The following is a 17647-nucleotide window of genomic DNA, read 5'->3' as shown; positions in this document are numbered from 1 at the left end:
CGCCTCCGCACGACTGTGAACATCCTTCTCACAGGCCTCGGCGAGCGGCGATCGCGGCCCCGCGTGACCCACCAGCCTGACCATGAATAGAAGAGGAGTAGACCCATGACGGAACGCGCTGTCGAGAGAACCCGCACGGTAGCCATCACCGGAGCGGGGAGCGGCTTGGGACGGGAGCTGGCGCTCCAGCTGGCCGGCAAGGGGTACCGGGTTTTCGGGACTGTGCTCTCATCGGAAGATGCGGGCAACCTGCAGGAGGCGGGGGCGGGCACGATCGAAGCCGCCGTGGTGGACGTCACCGACGAGGCGCGCGTCCGCGCATGGGGGGCTGAGGTAACACATGCCGTGGGCGCGGAAGGTCTGGACGTCCTGATCAACAACGCAGGCATTCTGACTCCGGGCCCCCTGGAGGCTCTGCCGCTGGCGGAAGTGCGACGCGAGTTCGAGGTGAACGTGTTCGGTACCATCTCTGCAACCAATGCGCTCCTTCCTGCTCTGCGGGCGGCGCAGGGCCGGATTGTGATCCTTGGGGCGATGACGGGGCGCTTCCCGCTACCCTTCAACGGCCCGTCCAGTGCCACAAAAGCCACTCTCGAAGCGTTGGCAGATGTGTACCGCGCAGAACTCAAGCCATTCGGCATCGACGTTGTGGTCGCTCAGGCCGGCAACATGCTCACCGGTGGCCCCGCAAAAACCGCTAACGCATTGGCGCGCGTTGCGGAGGGGATGTCGGACGAGCAGCGGAAGCTGTACGGGGCGGCATTCGGTCGATTCTCGGACGCCCTGAACGCGATGCAGGGGGCCGGCCTGAGTGCTCAGAGGTCCGCAGAGCTAGTGATTGAGCTTGCCGAGGAACAGCCTGCCCGTGCAAGGGGGCCCGTGGGTGAGGATGCCGAACAGGTGCTGCGCCTCGTGCGGGAGAAGCCCGACGCTGAGTTGGACGCCCTTCGGCTTGCAATGGTAGGGCTCGAATAAGCGCAGGCGTCCACTTCGCTAGGCGCGCGCCTGGTGAGTCTGCGGCTTGTCTTAGTCCGCCGACCGCTGACCGCTGACCGCGTCAGCCGGGGGCTGGCTGTGGAACTAGGGCTCCACGTCGAGGCGCGCAAGCGCACCCATCTCCACCAGCTGGTCAGGGAGAGCAAGGTCGGGCACACCCATAATTGTGCTTGTAGGGCGATGATCGCCAAAGTAGTCAGCGTGCATCCGTGCGAACGTGTTGAAATTCTCGCGCAGATTTCTAACCAGCACCGTGGTCTCCACGACCTGGCTTCGAGTTGCCCCGAAGTGGTTGAGCACGAGGTCAAGGTTGGCGAGTACCGCCTCGACTTGGAGTTGGAAGGCGCCGGAGCCTATGAAGTTGCCGTCCTGGTCATGTGGGACCTGGCCAGAGATGTACAACGTATCGCCCACCTTCAGCGCTTGATCGTACCCGTACGCCGATTCCCACGGCACACCGAAATTGAACGTCTCCCTCTGGGCAGGCATGATCACTCCTTACGGGTGCAGCGGTCCCCGTTGATCGCTGCGAGTACTCAGATGATATTGGCGGCGACCCAGCGCCAGGGTGCGCCGCGTCACCCGGGCACGCACCTTGAGCGCCGTCGTCGTCCGTCCCCGAGTGCCATGACCGGGCCGTCGCGATCATTCCCACGAACGTTCCCTCACCTATGCGTCGGTCACGCAACGGAGCGTTCAGTGACCGGTGCTCCTGCGGATCGGGCACGACCCCGGCGGCCGGATCTAGCTGGTGGCCGTTTGTTCCGCAGCGGCAGCGATGACGTCGGAGATCGCGTTGGCCTGCGAAATAAACAGCGCGTGGCTCGCCTGCACGTTGGTGATCGCGGCGCCGATCCGGGTTGCCATGTGCTGCAACATTGCTTGATCGAACGCGTTGTCCTCTGTCCCGATGACTGCCCAGCTGGGCTTGTCACGCCAGGCCGCGTTTTTCACAGGTGTCGCGAAAACCGACATGTTGATCGGCACTTGCGAATCGCGAAGGAAAGCAGCATCCGCATCGCTCAGATCCGCCGCGAAACCGACCCTGAACTTATCGGCATTCAAGAACCCAAATCCGTCATCGCCCACGTCGATCACAAAGTTGGACGCCGGCGCGAACCCCTCGTACAGTTGGGCCGTGGTTTCGCCGGCGTCGGGCGCGAGCGCGGACACGTAGACGAGTCCGGCAACGTTTGGGTGAACGCCTGCCTCGGTGATGACTGAGCCACCCCAAGAATGGCCCACCAGAATTGCAGGCCCACCCTGCATATCGAGCACTCTAGTGGTGGCCGCGACGTCGTCTTCCAGCGATGTGAGCGGAATCTGCACGATCGTGACTTTGTAGCCGCGACCTGTCAGGTTGTCGTAGACACCGCGCCATCCGGAACCGTCGGCGAAAGCACCGTGCACCAGCACGACGTTCGCAACCCCCTCCTGAGCAGCAACCATGATCGATGTCCTCTCTGTTCGCGCCGCGTGGCGCATGGTGTGTAGCGGGGTAGTCGGTCGATTCATGTCTAATGCTCACGGCAATCGATAGCAAGGCCGCATGTAGGGGGCTGTCCCCTAGTGCTCCGCTCGCGGAAACTTCCGACTCCTCGAACGACTCTTCCCCCAGATCACCCGAGTGCTGAGAATCAACCAACTCGAAACCATCACAGACGACGTCATCGAAGCAGCAGCGAGCATCCTCGTCATCGGAGACTGACGACACAGAACGCCGCGACAAAGCGCCAAACTCCACAAATGCTCGCCATGCGCTCGAACACGGTGATGCCCGTCTACCCCGCCCGATGAAGATGCCAGGCAGCGGTACGACAACCGCAACGCGATCGAATCCCGAAGAGTTGTCCGTTTGGATAAATCGGTGACAACTGCGGTGGGAATTGGACATGATTCGCGGGAACCTACAAAATGCTCCGCGACGCCGCAAGCACCGGCGTGGCGGCTACTGGCAGGTTCTGGATCGAGTCCCCGCTGTCTGCCTGATCACTCGATAACGAACGCAGGCCTGCGACAATCCGCGCGCATTTGTGGTGAATAAGTGGAGAGCCAGTCAAGTCTCTGCCCGTCCATCAGGACGAGAAGACCTGATCAGACAGATATCGAGGTAGGGCGGACGGGACTTGAACCCGTGACCGATGGATTATGAGTCCACTGCTCTGACCAGCTGAGCTACCGCCCCGCGCGCCGGATCAATCTCGATGCGTCGCCGGCGCGGTATCGGTGACCGGGTCGGTCACCGGCCTCCCACGATACAGGCTCTCGAATGTCGAGATCGTGCGCTGGATGTCGTGTGCGGCGATGAGTCGGATCGACCCGTCTTTCAGTGCACGGTAGTCGGCCGGGGATGCTTCGAGCACGGTGCGGAGCTTTGCGGCGAGATCTTCGGCACTGCCCGGCTCGAAGAGGTATCCGTTCTCTCCGTCGTGCACGAGGTGCGGAAGCGCCATCGCGTTGGCGGCGACGATCGGCAGTGCCGAGGCCATCGCCTCCATCGTGACGATGCTCTGCAGCTCGGCGATCGATGGCATCGCCAACACAGAGGCGCGCTGGTAGGCCTCGCGCAGCTCGTCATCGGTGACGTACCCCGTGAAGGTCACCCGGTCGGCGATGCCGAGTTCCACGGCCAGGTGCTCGAGGTTCTTCTTCTGGTCGCCGCCGCCGACGATCTCGACTTTCGCGTCGAGCGAATCGGGGAGCAGGGTGAGCGCACGCAGCAGCACATCGATCTGCTTCTCGCCGGTGACTCGGCCGACGAACAGGATGCGGTTCTCGGTGCGAGGCTCCCAGCTCGGCGAATACTTGTGCGCGTCGACGCCGCACGAGATGGCGTGCACCTCCGAGAGACCGGTGTGCTTCTCGAGGAACTGCGCCGCCTTGCGGGTCGGCGTCGTCACCGCTTCGGCGCGGCCGAACGTACGGCCGGCAGCCTTCCATGCCAGCCCGACGGCCCATTCCTGCCAGGCGGGCGGCAACAGCGTGAACTCGAGCATGTTCTCGGGCATGAAGTGGTTGGTCCCGATGATCCGGATGCCGCGCTTCTTGGCTTCGACTGAGAGGCCGCGGCCGGTGATGATGTGCGACTGGAAGTGCACGACATCGGGCCGCACCTGGTCGATGATGCGGGAGCTGTTCTGTTTGATGCGCCACGGCAGTGCGAAGCGAAGCCAGTCGTGCGGGTACCAGCGCCAGCTCCGAAGGCGATGCGCGGTGATCTCCTGACCTTCGTGCACCTCCTTCCACGTGCCGTGCTTTCGGCTCGCTGCCGGAGCCATGACGTGCACGTCATGGCCGCGCTCGGCGAGGCCCGCAGCGAGGCGCTCCGCGAAGCGGGCGGCACCGTTGACATCGGGGGCGAAGGTGTCGGCGCCGATCAGGACCGTGAGCGGTCGATCGGTCTCCGCGCCGGCGGTGCCGGCGGGGGTACGCGCACCGGGGGTGTCAGACACGTGGGGTTGTTCCTCACCATTTCATCGAATCGAAGCGATCGGCCTCGTCCGGGCGCCGCGACAGGCGGATCGGCGCGCGGACTGAATCCGACGATAGTCTACGCAGCGCAACGCACGCTGCCGTGCGCTCGCATGTCGGAGTGTGAGTTCGGTTCAGCTCACAAGCGCGTCTGCGGGTGGTTTCGTGCGAGCTGGAACACACCCCACACGGCGATCACCCCGGCGAGGATGAACACGCCGATCGCCCAGAGCGGCGCCTGCGAAGCTTCGCCGAGCACGAGAATGCCGATTGCGACCGCCACCATGGGGTCGACGACCGTCAGTCCGGCGATGACGAGATCGGGCGGTCCCGAGGCGTAGGCGTTCTGCACGAAGTAGGCGCCGAGCGCCGTCGCGCCGAGCAGGCCGAGCACGCACAGCCAGCTGAGCCATTCGAACTCGCCCTGCTGGAGCCGGCCGAGCACGACCTTGGCGAGCGTCGCGACGAATCCGTACAGTACGCCCGCCATGATCACGTAGAAGATCGCCCGGATGCGCTCCCGGAACATGCCGAACGCCACGGCGGCGAGGGCGAGCACCACGGCGAGGATGATCAGGATCGTCACGAGCTGCTGATCGGTGACCGGCTTGTCGACGGCGGTGAACGCGGCGACGCCGACGAACAGGAACACGCCGCCCACGCACATCACGATCGCCGAGATCGACTTGCCGTTCAGCTTCACGTTGTTGATGCGCGAGTTGAGGATCGAGGTGATGACGAGCGCGATCGCGCCGAGCGGCTGCACCACGATGATCGGCGCGAAGTAGAGGCTCGACAGCTGGAAGACGATCGCGAGCCCGAGCATGACCGTGCCGATGACCCACGACGGCCTCGCAAGCAGGAGGGCGAGCTGCCGGCCGTTCAGCCCCTTGCCGAGGGTGTCGACGGTGTGCGACTCGACCTTGACGACACCACGGTGCTGGAACTGCGCACCGAGGGAGAGGAACACCGCGCCGACGAGAGCGAGCGGGATTCCGATGAACTGGGTGGGGTCGAGGGCGATCTGTTCAGAAAGCTCACTCAGGTCCGGATCCACGCATCGACCCTACCCGTTCGCAGCCGGATATCCTTGCCGAATGGCCGTGCTCCCCATACGAATCACCGGCGACCCGGTGCTGCACTCACCCGCTCTTCCCGTCGAGACGATCGACGACGATCTCCGCACACTCGTGCGCGACATGTTCGAGACGATGGATGCCGCGCCCGGCGTCGGCCTCGCCGCACCGCAGGTCGGCGTCGGCCTGCGGCTCTTCACCTACAGCTGGGTCGACGAGTCGGCCACCCTTTGGCGCGGTGTCGCGATCAACCCCGAGCTCTGGATCACACCGCCGCCGGCCGGCGAGCCCGACGTCGACGAAGAATCGGAGGGATGCCTCTCCGTGCCGGGCGAGCGCTTCGGCCTGCGCAGGGCCGAGCGTGCGATCCTCCGCGCAACCGATCTCGACGGCCAGCGGTTCGAGATCGAGGCTGAGGGGTGGCTCGCGCGCATCTTCCAGCACGAATACGACCACCTCGACGGCACGCTCTACACCGACCGCCTCGGTGAACGCGACCAGCGCATCGTCGCGAAGATCAGCCGCAAGCTGGGTTGGGGCAAGCCCGGTCAGCAGTGGATGCCGGGAGTCGACGACCTCGAGGCCTGACCCGGTTCAGCGTGACGGATGCCTCGTGCGCCCGATTCACACGAATGCACGGATGCCGGCCGCCACCGCTGCTGCGACGGCCACGACCACGACGAACGGCACTTTGAGCGCATACAGCGCGGCAGCGACGATCACCGCGGGGACGCGTGCGTCGATGACGATCTCTTGGCCGACCCCGAGTGTCTGCACCGCGATGAGCGCAGCCAGCAGCGCGACGGTCAGCAGGTCCGCGATGCGCGCGGGCCGCTCGCGTTCGAGGAATCCGGCCGGCACGAAGTGGCCGACGAGTTTGAGAGCCAGCGTCGCCGCCGTCGCGATGAGGATGATGTGCCAGGTCGTCACGATGCACGCCGCCGGTTGAAGAGGTCGAACCAGCCAGCGATGACCGCGACCACCGCGGCGACGAGCACCGGCACGCCAGGCATCAGCACTGGCGTCGTGAGCGTTGCCACGACGGCCGCAGCCACGGCGACCGCTCCTGCCTGGAAGCGCTTCAGGCGTGGCCAGAGCAGCCCGAGGAAGGCCGCTGCGGCCGCTGCATCCAACCCCCACGCCCTCGTGTCGCCGAGCGCGTCGCCGATGAGCGCACCGGCGAGTGTGGTGAGGTTCCAGCCGACGAAGATCGTGACGCCCGTGACCCAGAACCCGATGCGCGCACCGCGCTCACTCGATTGTGCAAGGGCGACCGCCGTGGATTCGTCGATGGTGATCCATGCTGCGGCGATGCGCCGCCAGACGCCACCGCCGTCGGCACCGTCGACGATCGGCTTCATGCGCATGCCGTAGACCACGTTGCGGATGCCGAGCATCGCGGCGGTGGCGATCGCCGAGCCGCCTGCGGCGACGCCACCGCCCGCGAGTACGCCGACGAGCGCGAACTGGGAGCCGCCGGTGAACATCACGAGGCTGAGGAAGCAGGTCTGCCAGACATCGAGCCCGGCTGCGACCGAGAGCGCCCCGAACGAGATGCCGTAGACCGCGGTGGCGAGACCGACGGCGAGGCTGTCTCGAACCGCGCCAGAGCGCACCGCCCGCATCGTCTCGGCACGCTCGGAAGGCGGCATCGCAGCATCTGCGTGCTCGTCCACGAGACCTCCCGCATCGCCGAAGGGCCGCCCGGATGCCCGGACGGCCCTCACTGCTCCCCCACTTGGACTCGAACCAAGAACCTACCGGTTAACAGCCGATTGCTCTGCCAATTGAGCTATGGAGGATCGCTTGTTCAGCGTCAATACTCTAGCAAAAGATGCCCCGACTCCCAATTCGAGGCCGGTTCGAGCGTCGTGAACTTCCCCGGTCCGGCATCCGTCATGCCGAGGGACCCAGATCGAGGTCGTCGGTCACGGCATGACCGGCGTCGAGCGCCCCGGCCAGGGCCATGACGTACGGATGCCGCGGATCGTCGAGCACCTCGTCGATCGTGCCGATCGCGGCGAGTTTGCCCTTGTCGAGCACGGCGATGCGGTCGGCTGTGCTTCGCAGCACCGGCAGGTCGTGGCTGATGATCATCGCCGAGAACGTGTGCTGATCCCGCAGCTCGCCGATCAGCTGCGCGACCGCATCGCGCACCGTGAGGTCGATGCCCGCGGTCGGTTCGTCGGCGACCAGCACCGCCGGACCGAGCACGAGCGCGCGTGCCAGGGCCACGCGCTGCCGCTGCCCGCCCGACAGCTCGTACGGGTACTTGTCGAGCATGCCGAGCGAGAGCCGCACACCGTCGAGCATCGTCGCGACCCTCGTGGCAAGGGCGCGCGCGTTGTAGCGACGATCGCGCTCGAGGATCGGCTCCGCGATGATCTCGGAAACGCTCCGGTCGGCCGGCAGCTTCGATGCGGCATCCTGAGGGAGATACCCGACGTGGAACCGGTACTCGGGCACCTTCCGCTTCGGGATTCCCCGCAGCGACTGGCCGAGCACGGTCGCGTCGCCGCCGGTGATGACGGCTCGGCCCTCACCGGCTCGAGTCTCGAACGCCGCGCCCGAGAGCACCTTCGCGAGAGTGCTCTTGCCGCTGCCGGCACTGCCCAGCAGACCGAGCACTTCGCCGGGAGCGATCGTGAGGGTGAGCCCGTGCAGGGCCACGTACGCGGGGCTCGCACCGTGCGCCGGGTACTCGACCGAGAGATCGCTCAGCACGATCGGGAACCCGTGGGCGGCGCCACGCATCAGACGGTCTCCCGGAGTCGACGGAGTTCTTCCCGTCGACTGGCCTGAGCGACCGGATCGGGCACCGGCAGCGAGGCGAGCAGCCGTTGAGTGTACGGGTCGCTCGGCGCGCCGAGCACCTCGGCTCCGGTGCCCTCCTCGACCAGCGAGCCCCGGTAGAGCACCGCGATACGGTCGGCGAGCAAGTCGACGACCGCAAGGTCATGGCTGATGAACAGCGACGCGAAGCCGAACTCGCGTTGCAGTTCGGCGAACAGTTCGAGCACGCGAGCCTGCACCGAGACGTCGAGCGCCGAGGTCGGTTCGTCGGCGATGAGCAGTTCGGGTTCGAGCGCGAGCGCCCGGGCGAGGCTGGCACGCTGCCGCTGTCCGCCCGAGAGCTCATGCGGATAGCGGTCACCGTACGCACGCGGCAACTGCACGGCCTCGAGCAGCTCGTCGACCCGGGCGCGCGCAGCGCCGGGATTCGACGCCCGGCCGTGGATCACGAGCGGTTCGGCGACGCACTCGGCGATCGTGAGCAGCGGATTGAAGCTCGACGCCGGGTCTTGGAAGACGAAGCCGATGCGGCTGCGCAACGGTCGGAACTCGCGCTCGCGCACGTCGTTCATCTCGTGCCCGAGCACGCGGAGGGAACCGCCGGTGATCTTCGTCAGACCGGCGATAGCACGCCCGATCGTCGTCTTGCCCGATCCCGACTCCCCCACGAGGCCGAGCACTTCACCCGGGCGGATGACGAAGTCCACTCCATCGACGGCTCGGAAGCCCGAACGGCCGAACCGGCCCGGGTAGACGATCTCGAGACCGGATGCCTCGACGACCGGCGCCTGGTCGGCCCAATCCGACGGTCGTTGTTCGGCGCGGTCGATCGCACTCGCCGTGCCGGTGCCCACGTACGGCACCGCTGCGAGCAGCGCCTTCGTGTACTCATCCTGCGGCGAGGCGAAGAGCGTCTCGACATCTGCCTCTTCGACGACCTTGCCCTGGTACATCACCGCGACCCGGTCGGCGAGGTCCGCAACGACACCCATATTGTGGGTGATGAGCACGATGCCCATGCCGAACTCATCGCGGCAGCGACGCAGCAGGTCGAGGATCTCGGCCTGCACCGTGACATCGAGCGCGGTGGTCGGCTCATCGGCGACGATCAGACCCGGGTCGAGCACGAGCGCCATCGCGATGACGACGCGCTGCTTCTGCCCGCCCGAGAACTGGTGCGGGTAGTGGTCGACACGGTGCTCAGGATCGGGGATGCCGACGCGGCCGAGGATCTCGACCGCCTTCGCGCGTGCGTCCTTCTTGGAGATCTTGGTGTGAGCGCGGAGCCCCTCGATGATCTGCCACCCGACGGTGTAGACGGGGTTCAGGGCGCTCGACGGCTCCTGGAACACCATCGCGACATCCGTGCCCCTGACGCTGCGCAACTGCTTCCTCGAGAGCGAGACGACATCGTGCTCGGCGGTGCCCGCCTTGTTGGAGAGGATGACCGCGCCTCTGGCCGTGGCAGTCTCGGGCAGGAGCCCGAGAATGGCCTTCGCCGTGACCGTCTTGCCGCTGCCCGACTCACCGACGATCGCGAGGACCTCACCTCGGGCGACCGTGAGCGACACGTCGTCGACGGCCTTGACCGCGCCTGCGTCGGTGGCGAACGAGACGCCGAGCCCTTCGATGCTGACGACCGTGCTCATGACCGGACCTCGATTCCGTGCTCGTCGAATGATTCGCCGTCTTCGAGCCCCGACAGGCCGCCCGGGCCGGCTGTGAGTGTGCCGCCGGGTACGACGGATGTCTCTGCGACCTCACCCGACGACTGCGCCACCCGACGTCGCCCGCGCAGTCGCGGGTCGGCGAGGTCGTTCAGGCTCTCGCCGACGAGCGTGATACCGAGCACGACCAGCACGATGGCCAGACCGGGGTACAGCGCGGTCCACCAGATGCCGCTCGAGACGTCGGACAGGGCCTTGTTGAGGTCGTAGCCCCACTCAGCGGCCGCGGTCGGCTCGATACCGAAGCCGATGAAGCCGAGGCCCGCGAGGGTGAGGATGGCCTCTGACGAGTTCAGGGTGAAGATGAGCGGGAGTGTGCGCGTCGCGTTCCGCAGCACGTGGCGGAACATGACCCGGCTGTTGGAGGCGCCGAGCACCTTCGCCGACTCCACGTAAGCCTCGGCCTTGATGCGTACCGTCTCGGCGCGGATCACGCGGAAGTACTGCGGGATGAACACGACCGTGATCGAGATCGCGGCCGCGAACACGCCGCCCCACAGGTTCGACTGGCCTCCCGAGATCACGATCGCCATGACGATCGCGAGGAGCAGCGAGGGGAAGGCGTAGATGGCGTCGCAGACCACGACGAGAAGGCGGTCGAGCCAGCCGCCGAAGTAACCGGAGACGAGCCCCAGCAGCACACCCGCGAAGATCGAGAGGATGACGGCGATGATGATCACGAGGATCGCGGTCTGCGCACCCCACAGCACTCGAGACAGAACATCGTAGCCGCCGACCGTCGTGCCGAAGAGATGCTCGGCCGACGGGGGCTGCTGGCTTCCGAACGGCCCCTCGGCGTCGCGCAGCTGTGCGAAGCCGTACGGGGCGATCAGGGGCGCGAAGATCGCCACCAGCACGAAGAGGACGGTCAGCACGAGGCCGGCGACGAGCATGCCGCGCTGGAGGCCGACGCTCTGGCGCAATTGGTGCACGACGGGCAGCCGGTCGCGGAGGCGCCGTTTCGGCGCCCGGATGACGGTGTCGGTCGACATGTCAGTACCTCACCCTCGGGTCGATGAGCGCCGCGATGATGTCGACGATGAAGTTGGTGAGCGCGACGATCACGGCGAGCAGGGCGACGATGCCCTGTACCGCGACGAAGTCGCGCGCCTGGATGTATTCGACCAGTTGGAACCCGAGCCCGTTCCACTCGAACGTCGTCTCTGTGAGCACTGCGCCGCCGAGCAGGAGGGCGATCTGCAGTCCGATGACCGTGATGATCGGGATGAGCGCGGGGCGGTACGCGTGCTTCTGCACGAGCCGGTACTCGCTGACTCCGCGCGATCGCGCCGCATCGACGTAATCGGTCGAGAGCGTGCCGATCACGTTCGTGCGCACGAGCCGCAGGAACACGCCGGCAGTCAACAGGCCGAGCGCGATCGCCGGAAGCACCGCGTGGGCGAGCACATCGCCGAGTACCGCCGGGTTGCCCGTCATGATCGCATCGATCGTGTACAGGCCCGTGTTGTTCGGCAGCAACTCCATTTGGAGCTGCGCGCTGACGGAAGCGCGCCCGGCCACCGGCAGCCAGCCGAGCCAGACGGAGAAGACGAGCTTCAGCAGAAGTCCGGCGAAGAACACCGGGGTGGCGTAGCACAGGATGGCGAACACGCGCAGCGCGGCATCCTGACCCTTGTCGCGGAAGTACGCGGCGACGAGGCCCAACGGAATGCCGACGACGAAGGCGACGAGCAGTGCATAGAACGCGAGCTCGAGGGTCGCGCTGCCGTAGGTGACGAGGATCTCGGTGACCGGACGATGATCGGTGATCGTGGTGCCGAAGTTGCCGGTGAAGAACTGGCCGATGTACTCGAGGTACTGCACGATGATCGGTCGGTCGTAGCCTGCCGCGTGGATGCGCTCGGCAAGTTGGTCGGCGGTGAGCCGGCCGCCGAGCGCGGCGGTGATCGGGTCCCCGGTCGAGCGCATGAGCACGAAGACGAGGGTGACGAGGATGAACACCGTCGGGATGATGAGGAGCGCCCGCACGATGATGTATCGGCCGAGGCCGCCACCGGAGGATTTCGGCGGTCGCCGTTTTTCAGGAGACGCACTGCTGGCGGGCGCCGTCGTCGTTGAGGTCAATGTTCGCCAATCGGGTGTGAGCTGGAATGCGGGTGGCCCGCTCCGGAGAGCGGGCCACCCGTTCCTTGCGTTGAGGAGACTCTAGCCGTTCAGTCGGCTCAGCCCTTCGACAGCGCTGCGTAGCGGAACTTGAACGACGCGTCGAGCGTGTCGTCTGCACCTTCAACGTCGGTACCGGTGACCGCGACCTGGGCACCCTGCAGGTACGGCACGGTCGACAGGTCGCCCGCCACCTTCTGCTGGATCTCCTCGATCTGCGCGGTGCGCGCGGCGGGGTCGGGCTCCGATGCCTGCTTGATGATCAGGTCGTTGACTTCCTGGTTCACGTAGTGGTTCCCGAGGAAGTTCTCGATCAGGAAGAACGGCGTGACGTAGTTGTCGGCGTCGGAGTAGTCGGGGAACCAGCCGAGCTGGTACGCCGGGTACACGTCGGACGTGCGGTCCTCGGAGTACTGCACCCACTCGGTGGTCTGCAGGTTCACCGTGAACAGGCCGCTCGCCTCGAGCTGGTCCTTGATGAGCGCGTACTCGTCGGCCGACGACGGGCCGTAGTGGTCGTTCGAGTACTGCAGGTTCAGCTCGACCGGCGTAGTTACCCCGGCGGCCTCGAGCGCGGCGGTTGCCTTGTCGGCGTCGGGTGCACCGGCACCGTCACCGTAGAGCTCCTTCAGCGGCTCGGTCGAACCCGCGATGCCGGCGGGGACGTACGAGTACAGCGGCGTGTAGGTGCCCTTGTAGACCTGCTCCGCGAGCTCGTCGCGGTCGATGAGGTCGGCGACGGCCTGACGAACGGCGAGTGCCTTGGCCGGGTCGGCCTCAGCGGTCTTCGCGCCGTAGGGCTGCGTGTCGAAGTTGAAGACGATGTAACGGATCTCGCCACCGGGGCCCTCGACGACGTTCACCGCGTCGTTGCCCTTGAGGTCGTCGATGTCGGTCGCGGAGAGGCTCCGGTATGCGACGTCGATGTTGCCCTCCTGAACGTCGAGCTTCAGGTTCGACGACTCGGCGTAGTACTTCAGGTTGACGGTGTCGGTCTTCGCCTCGGCGAGGAGCCCCTTGTACTCGGGGTTCTTCTTGAACGAGATGAGGGTGTTGAAGTCGTAGCTCGCGATCGTGTACGGGCCTGCGAACGCGTTCGCCGCGACGATGTCGTCATCAGAGGTCAGCTCGTCGGCGGCGAAGACCTCGTCGTCGACGATCGCACCCGGGAAGCTCGTGAGGATCAGCGGGAAGACCTGGTCGTTCTCGGCCTTCAGGTGGAAGACGACGGTGGTGTCGTCGACGACCTCGGTGCTGTCGAGGTTGTACAGCAGGCTCGAGGCGCCGTTGGGGTCGGCGATCGCGATCTGACGGTCGAACGAGAACTTCACGTCGTCGGCCGTCAGGTCGTTGCCGTTGGCCCACTTCAGGCCCTCGGGCAGCGTGACCGTGTACTCGGTCGGTGCGGTGAACTCGGCGGTCTCGGCGAGGTCGGGCACGACGTCGGTGTTCTGGTAGTCGGTGTTCAGCAGGTACGGGAAGACCTGCGTCTGCACTGCGAGCGAGCCGTTGTCGTACGAGCCGGCCGGGTCGAGCGTCGTCACCTTATCGGTCGTGCCGACGGTGATCGAGTCGCCCGAGGCGCTTTCGCCACCGGCGCCGGCGGAGCAGCCGGCAAGTGCCAGGGCTGCGACCGAGAGACCGGCCACGGCGACGAGGCTGCGCCGGCCGTTCTTGGATGCGGATGTCATATCCGTCTACCTCTTCCTATGGGTTTCGGCACGACCGCCGTGAGGCGGCTGCCGGGCTGTGTGAGACCGGGACGTTCGGGTCCCGAGCGGGACGAACCGGGTTGCTCATTCCCCGCACTCATGACGTGAGATGGGGGCGCCCCACCGCGCGTACGGGAGACCCTTCAAGAGGTAGCACGGCGACCTTGAGGGAGAACCCAAAGTTATCGGACCGTAATGTTCAACAATTCCGAACAATACCGATCGGAAGTCCCCACTCTTCGGAATGTACTGACGTCTGTCGCTCAGCAGACTCGCGATGGGAGGCTTCCTGCACATCATCTTGTCAGCGGATTCAACACCGCTTCACAGGATTGGGAGCGGGCTGCATCGCCCGTGAACACGATCGGGAGGTTGGCAGTGACACGACACAACCCAATGGAACGACTCGAGGCCGGGCGCAGAACCGGCATGAGGCGAACGACCGTCGCGCTCGTCGCGGCCGCGGGCGCCATCGTGCTCGCGACGGTTTCGAACGGCGCCGCGATGGCCGCCCCGCCCGGCAGTTTCGACCCCGACGTCCTCGATCCGGTGGACTCCCAGAGCTGGGAGAACATGGACGACATGACCTGGGACGACTACGTCGGCGTCCCCGGCACCGACTGGGCCAACGACGCCGAGGGCTCCGACCGGCAGTTCAACGGCGCCATCGTGCTCGTCGACTTCGAGAACCAGCCGTTCCTCGTGACGCAGCCGGAAGGCACGCACGCGTTCGGCGATCCCTCCGGCCTCGCCAACGGACTCGACCGAGAAGACGTGCCCGGCTTCTACCTCGACCTGCTCAACAAGCCGAGTGAGCTCAACCACGGCCGCACCATCAACGAGTACTGGATGGAGCAGTCCGGCGGCCGTCTCAGCGTGCAGATGGAGGCATTCGGCCCATACCAATTGCCGGGCAACATCGAGGAGTACGGCCTGAACGACTCGTTCAACAAGCCGAACGCCGCGTTCTGCCCACAGGGCGAGAGCTGCGACAAGAACATCCGCACCGACGCGCTCGCCCTCTGGGGCGCCGACATCGGCAGCACGGATCCGCTGACCCAGTTCGACCAGGTCTTCTACGTCACCGCCGGGCACGACGAGTCGGCGACGTGGGAGGAGTTCGGTCAGATGCTGTTCGAGAACCCCGAAGACGTCACCGACGATTTCGGACCTCCTCGTGACGAGAACGGCATCGCCCTCGACCAGAACGGCGCGCCGATGGCGAACTGGGCGAAGACCCGTTACGTGCCGTGGACCTCATGGGCGGCTGCGGTCAACCATTGGCCGAACGCCAACTTCGCCTCGAACGGGCGGGCGGGCAACTCGACGCAGGCCGAGTCGTCGGGCATGGGAACCTATGCCCACGAGTTCTCGCACATCCTCGGCATCTCCGACAACTACGGGAATCCGTACGGTACCGAAGCCGCCGACGGCGGGCCGCTTCGCGACACCAGCGGACCGTTCGACATCTTGGCGAGAGGAACGTTCAACGGCCCGGGCGGCACGCACGAACGATGGAGTGTCCCGTCGGTCGCCGGCGGATCCCAGCCCTCGGGCGTCGCGCTGCGCAATCGCATCAACCTCGGCATCATCGATGAGTCGAACTACCTGAACCTCCAGGAGAGCGAACTCGATTCGCTCGGTTCGATCGTCACGAACGTCGTCTCGCGCGCCATCATGCGTCCCGGTGAACTCACCGGCATCAACCTGGTGTTCGACAAGCCGAGCGCGGCTGCGGCGGATGATTCGACCGGCACGTGCACCCGGCAGGCCCAGTTCGACTGCGACGGCGGTTCCTTCGACAACTACACCGTGGAAGTGATCGACCAGATGGGCACCGATTCGTTCCAGCCCGACCACGGCGTGATGATCGCGAAGACGAAGAACCGGGATCGCAACCCCTTCATCTGGGCGATCGACGCGAACCCGCAGGACATCGCGACGGTCGACTACGTTCGTCCCGACGGCACGCCGATCATGATCACACGAGGCGATCAGCGCCAGCTGAACGACGGGCTCTTCCACGCCGGCAATGACTCCGGCTCGGAGTACGAGCACGTCGACACTGCGAACGGACTGCACTTCTACGTCGTGAACGTGCAGCGCGACGACGACGGCATCCTCGCCTACGACGTCGCCGTGCGTTCGACGGTGAACGCCGGGCCGCAAGCCCGTGGCGTCGACCTCGGCAAGGCCGTCGTCAACGGTCACCTCGCCTCCATGCACGGGCAGGCGCAGGCGAACGGCATCGCGATCGCGCAGTGCGCCGTTCCGCTGACGAACACGGGCGGCGCGGTCGAGGATGCGAAGGCGAACAGCGACATCTATCGCCTCGCGACCTCGATCGAGGGCCGCGGCTGGTCGGTGCACACGCCGAGCAGCATCGTCACCGCAACGGCCGGGGAGACGATCTCCGTACCGGTCTATGCATCGCGCGGTGCCGACGCCGCCCGGGATGCCACCGTCACGATCACCGCGACGTCGGAGAACGACACCTCGGCGACCGAGACGATCACCTGCGAGCTCGACGCACCGGGCAACGGCCGCTGAGTCGACCGCGCCGATCGGGGCGCGCAGAACGGGAACCACTCCCGTTCTGCGCCGCCCCGTTCGGCGTCGGCACCCCCGCACCTGCACCACCCACCACGCCCGCCGCACTGACGGGCACGAGGAGGCAACGTTTGTTCACGTCCGTCCGACGTTCGGCACTGTGCCTCGCACTCCTGTTGCCGGCCCTCGCGCTCACCGCGTGCGCGAGTTCACGCGGCGCCGACGATTCCGCCGCCGATGGCGGTGTGCTCGAACTCGTCGTCCGCGATGGTCACCTGCGAGAGCTCGGCGCTTCGTGTTCAGGCGCGAGGCCGTACCTCGAGTTCCACAAGGGTGCCGAGCTGACCTTGCTCGACGAGAACGGTGACGAAGCGTTCGGGGCTGTACTCGACGATGGCGAAGCCGTGAAGGTCGACGAGATCGACTACGGGAACGCACCGCGCATCCCGACCTTCTGCCGCTTCCAGCTCGGCGCCGCAGAACTCGAAGACGGCGTGAGTTATCGGGTGAGCATCGACGGCCACGTCGTCGCCGAACATCGAGCGGATGCTGCTGCGACGATGGTGTTCGTCCCCGCACTCGCCGAGCTCGACCCCGCCATCGAAGAACCAGAACGATCGGAAGGACCAGAATGACCGGCATGCGACCGATCGCGATGATCGGCACCGTCGCCGCACTCGTCCTCGCCTTGGCCGCCTGCACGAGCGGCCCTCGAGGGGGCGCCGCTCAATTGCCGGGGCCGCTGCCCGAGGGCGCCTCATACGCAACCGGCATGGTCGGCCCCGCGGCCCCGGCCCTCGAGGGTGCGCTCATCGATGACACACCCGTCGACGTCGAGACGCTCGCGGCCGGCCGACCCCTGATCGTGCAGTTCATGGCCAGCTGGTGTTCGAGCTGCGCTGAACAACAGTCCGTTCTCTCGGAGATCGACTCGGAGTACGGCGACATGATCGCCATCGCGCAAGTCTCGGGTGATACCGATGGGGAGGCCCTCGCGAGCTACCTCGACGAGCATCACGTCGATCAGCCGGTGCTCGTCGATCCTGAACTTCAGATCTGGCGCTCCTACGCGGTGACCGAACCGCCCATGACCGCACTCATCGACGCTGAAGGACACCTCGTCAAGCTCTGGCCCGCCGGCGCCGATGGGGTGAAGCTCAGGGAGCAGCTCGATCGCATCGTGGTGGGCGACGACTGA

The 17647-nt window shown here is 66.1% G+C and carries 16 protein-coding genes, 2 tRNA genes and 1 pseudogene; 6 read left to right on the top strand and 13 right to left on the bottom strand.

The window, feature by feature from the left end; translation table 11 throughout:
• Positions 1-105 precede the first annotated feature (105 nt).
• On the top strand, positions 106-975 hold the full coding sequence (locus AC1C2R_RS15675; protein ID WP_495380562.1) for an SDR family NAD(P)-dependent oxidoreductase: 870 nt from the start codon (positions 106-108) through the stop codon (positions 973-975).
• 105 nt (positions 976-1080) lie between these two features.
• On the opposite strand, the gene AC1C2R_RS15670 is transcribed toward AC1C2R_RS15675, so the two are convergent.
• Positions 1081-1485 carry a RidA family protein gene (locus tag AC1C2R_RS15670; protein WP_495354170.1) on the bottom strand — a complete coding sequence of 135 codons (405 nt, stop codon included), beginning with the start codon at positions 1483-1485 and terminating at the stop codon, positions 1081-1083.
• A 255-nt stretch (positions 1486-1740) separates the two neighbouring features.
• The gene (locus tag AC1C2R_RS15665; RefSeq protein WP_495380561.1) at positions 1741-2445 is read right to left on the bottom strand and encodes an alpha/beta fold hydrolase; all 705 of its coding nucleotides are present in this window, start codon (positions 2443-2445) and stop codon (positions 1741-1743) included.
• 130 nt (positions 2446-2575) lie between these two features.
• Between AC1C2R_RS15665 and AC1C2R_RS15660 the strand changes: the two are divergent.
• Positions 2576-2704, top strand: a pseudogene (locus AC1C2R_RS15660) (AAA family ATPase); the annotation flags it as partial.
• 403 nt (positions 2705-3107) lie between these two features.
• On the opposite strand, the gene AC1C2R_RS15655 reads toward AC1C2R_RS15660, so the two are convergent.
• The 3 genes from AC1C2R_RS15655 to AC1C2R_RS15645 form a co-directional block, all read right to left on the bottom strand.
• A tRNA-Ile gene (locus AC1C2R_RS15655) sits at positions 3108-3181 on the bottom strand.
• A gap of 10 nt (positions 3182-3191) precedes the next feature.
• Positions 3192-4448: a glycosyltransferase gene (locus AC1C2R_RS15650; RefSeq protein WP_495354172.1), complete on the bottom strand. Its 1257-nt coding sequence runs from the start codon at positions 4446-4448 to the stop codon at positions 3192-3194.
• Positions 4449-4606: 158 nt separating this feature from the next.
• Positions 4607-5524 carry a DMT family transporter gene (locus tag AC1C2R_RS15645; protein ID WP_495354173.1) on the bottom strand — a complete coding sequence of 306 codons (918 nt, stop codon included), beginning with the start codon at positions 5522-5524 and terminating at the stop codon, positions 4607-4609.
• Between the two features lie 40 nt (positions 5525-5564).
• On the opposite strand from AC1C2R_RS15645, the gene def reads away from it, so the two are divergent.
• Positions 5565-6131, top strand: a complete 567-nt coding sequence (gene def, locus AC1C2R_RS15640) for a peptide deformylase (protein ID WP_495380560.1) — start codon at positions 5565-5567, stop codon at positions 6129-6131.
• A 36-nt stretch (positions 6132-6167) separates the two neighbouring features.
• Here def and AC1C2R_RS15635 read toward each other — a convergent pair whose 3' ends face one another.
• The 8 genes from AC1C2R_RS15635 to AC1C2R_RS15600 all read right to left on the bottom strand — a co-directional run bounded on the left by AC1C2R_RS15635 (position 6168) and on the right by AC1C2R_RS15600 (position 13878).
• The gene (locus AC1C2R_RS15635; RefSeq protein ID WP_495354175.1) at positions 6168-6473 is read right to left on the bottom strand and encodes an AzlD domain-containing protein; all 306 of its coding nucleotides are present in this window, start codon (positions 6471-6473) and stop codon (positions 6168-6170) included.
• Positions 6470-7195 carry an AzlC family ABC transporter permease gene (locus AC1C2R_RS15630; RefSeq protein WP_495381105.1) on the bottom strand — a complete coding sequence of 242 codons (726 nt, stop codon included), beginning with the start codon at positions 7193-7195 and terminating at the stop codon, positions 6470-6472. Before AC1C2R_RS15630 ends, AC1C2R_RS15635 begins: the two co-directional genes overlap by 4 nt.
• Before the next feature lie 77 nt (positions 7196-7272).
• A tRNA-Asn gene (locus tag AC1C2R_RS15625) sits at positions 7273-7345 on the bottom strand.
• A 94-nt stretch (positions 7346-7439) separates the two neighbouring features.
• Positions 7440-8297: an ATP-binding cassette domain-containing protein gene (locus tag AC1C2R_RS15620; RefSeq protein ID WP_495354176.1), complete on the bottom strand. Its 858-nt coding sequence runs from the start codon at positions 8295-8297 to the stop codon at positions 7440-7442.
• Positions 8297-9985 carry an ABC transporter ATP-binding protein gene (locus tag AC1C2R_RS15615; protein ID WP_495380559.1) on the bottom strand — a complete coding sequence of 563 codons (1689 nt, stop codon included), beginning with the start codon at positions 9983-9985 and terminating at the stop codon, positions 8297-8299. The genes AC1C2R_RS15620 and AC1C2R_RS15615 overlap by 1 nt, the downstream gene beginning before the upstream one ends.
• Positions 9982-11055 carry an ABC transporter permease gene (locus AC1C2R_RS15610; protein ID WP_495354178.1) on the bottom strand — a complete coding sequence of 358 codons (1074 nt, stop codon included), beginning with the start codon at positions 11053-11055 and terminating at the stop codon, positions 9982-9984. Before AC1C2R_RS15610 ends, AC1C2R_RS15615 begins: the two co-directional genes overlap by 4 nt.
• A 1-nt stretch (position 11056) precedes the next feature.
• Entirely contained in the window at positions 11057-12148 is a 1092-nt protein-coding gene (locus tag AC1C2R_RS15605) for an ABC transporter permease (protein ID WP_495354179.1), read from the bottom strand.
• A 98-nt stretch (positions 12149-12246) separates the two neighbouring features.
• On the bottom strand, positions 12247-13878 hold the full coding sequence (locus AC1C2R_RS15600) for an ABC transporter substrate-binding protein (RefSeq protein WP_495354180.1): 1632 nt from the start codon (positions 13876-13878) through the stop codon (positions 12247-12249).
• Between the two features lie 450 nt (positions 13879-14328).
• Here AC1C2R_RS15600 and AC1C2R_RS15595 point away from each other — a divergent pair, with 450 nt between their 5' ends.
• The 3 genes from AC1C2R_RS15595 to AC1C2R_RS15585 all read left to right on the top strand — a co-directional run bounded on the left by AC1C2R_RS15595 (position 14329) and on the right by AC1C2R_RS15585 (position 17647).
• Positions 14329-16449 (top strand): metallopeptidase domain-containing protein, encoded by a 2121-nt coding sequence (locus AC1C2R_RS15595; protein ID WP_495380558.1) that lies wholly within the window; start codon positions 14329-14331, stop codon positions 16447-16449.
• Positions 16450-16580: 131 nt separating this feature from the next.
• Positions 16581-17084, top strand: a complete 504-nt coding sequence (locus AC1C2R_RS15590; RefSeq protein ID WP_495354182.1) for a hypothetical protein — start codon at positions 16581-16583, stop codon at positions 17082-17084.
• 5 nt (positions 17085-17089) lie between these two features.
• Positions 17090-17647, top strand: a complete 558-nt coding sequence (locus tag AC1C2R_RS15585; protein ID WP_495380557.1) for a TlpA family protein disulfide reductase — start codon at positions 17090-17092, stop codon at positions 17645-17647.

The organism is Agromyces sp. Y182, assembly GCF_059445385.1.
The sequence above is the reverse complement of the archived record's forward strand: the minus strand, read 5'-3'. Positions and strand labels throughout refer to the sequence as shown.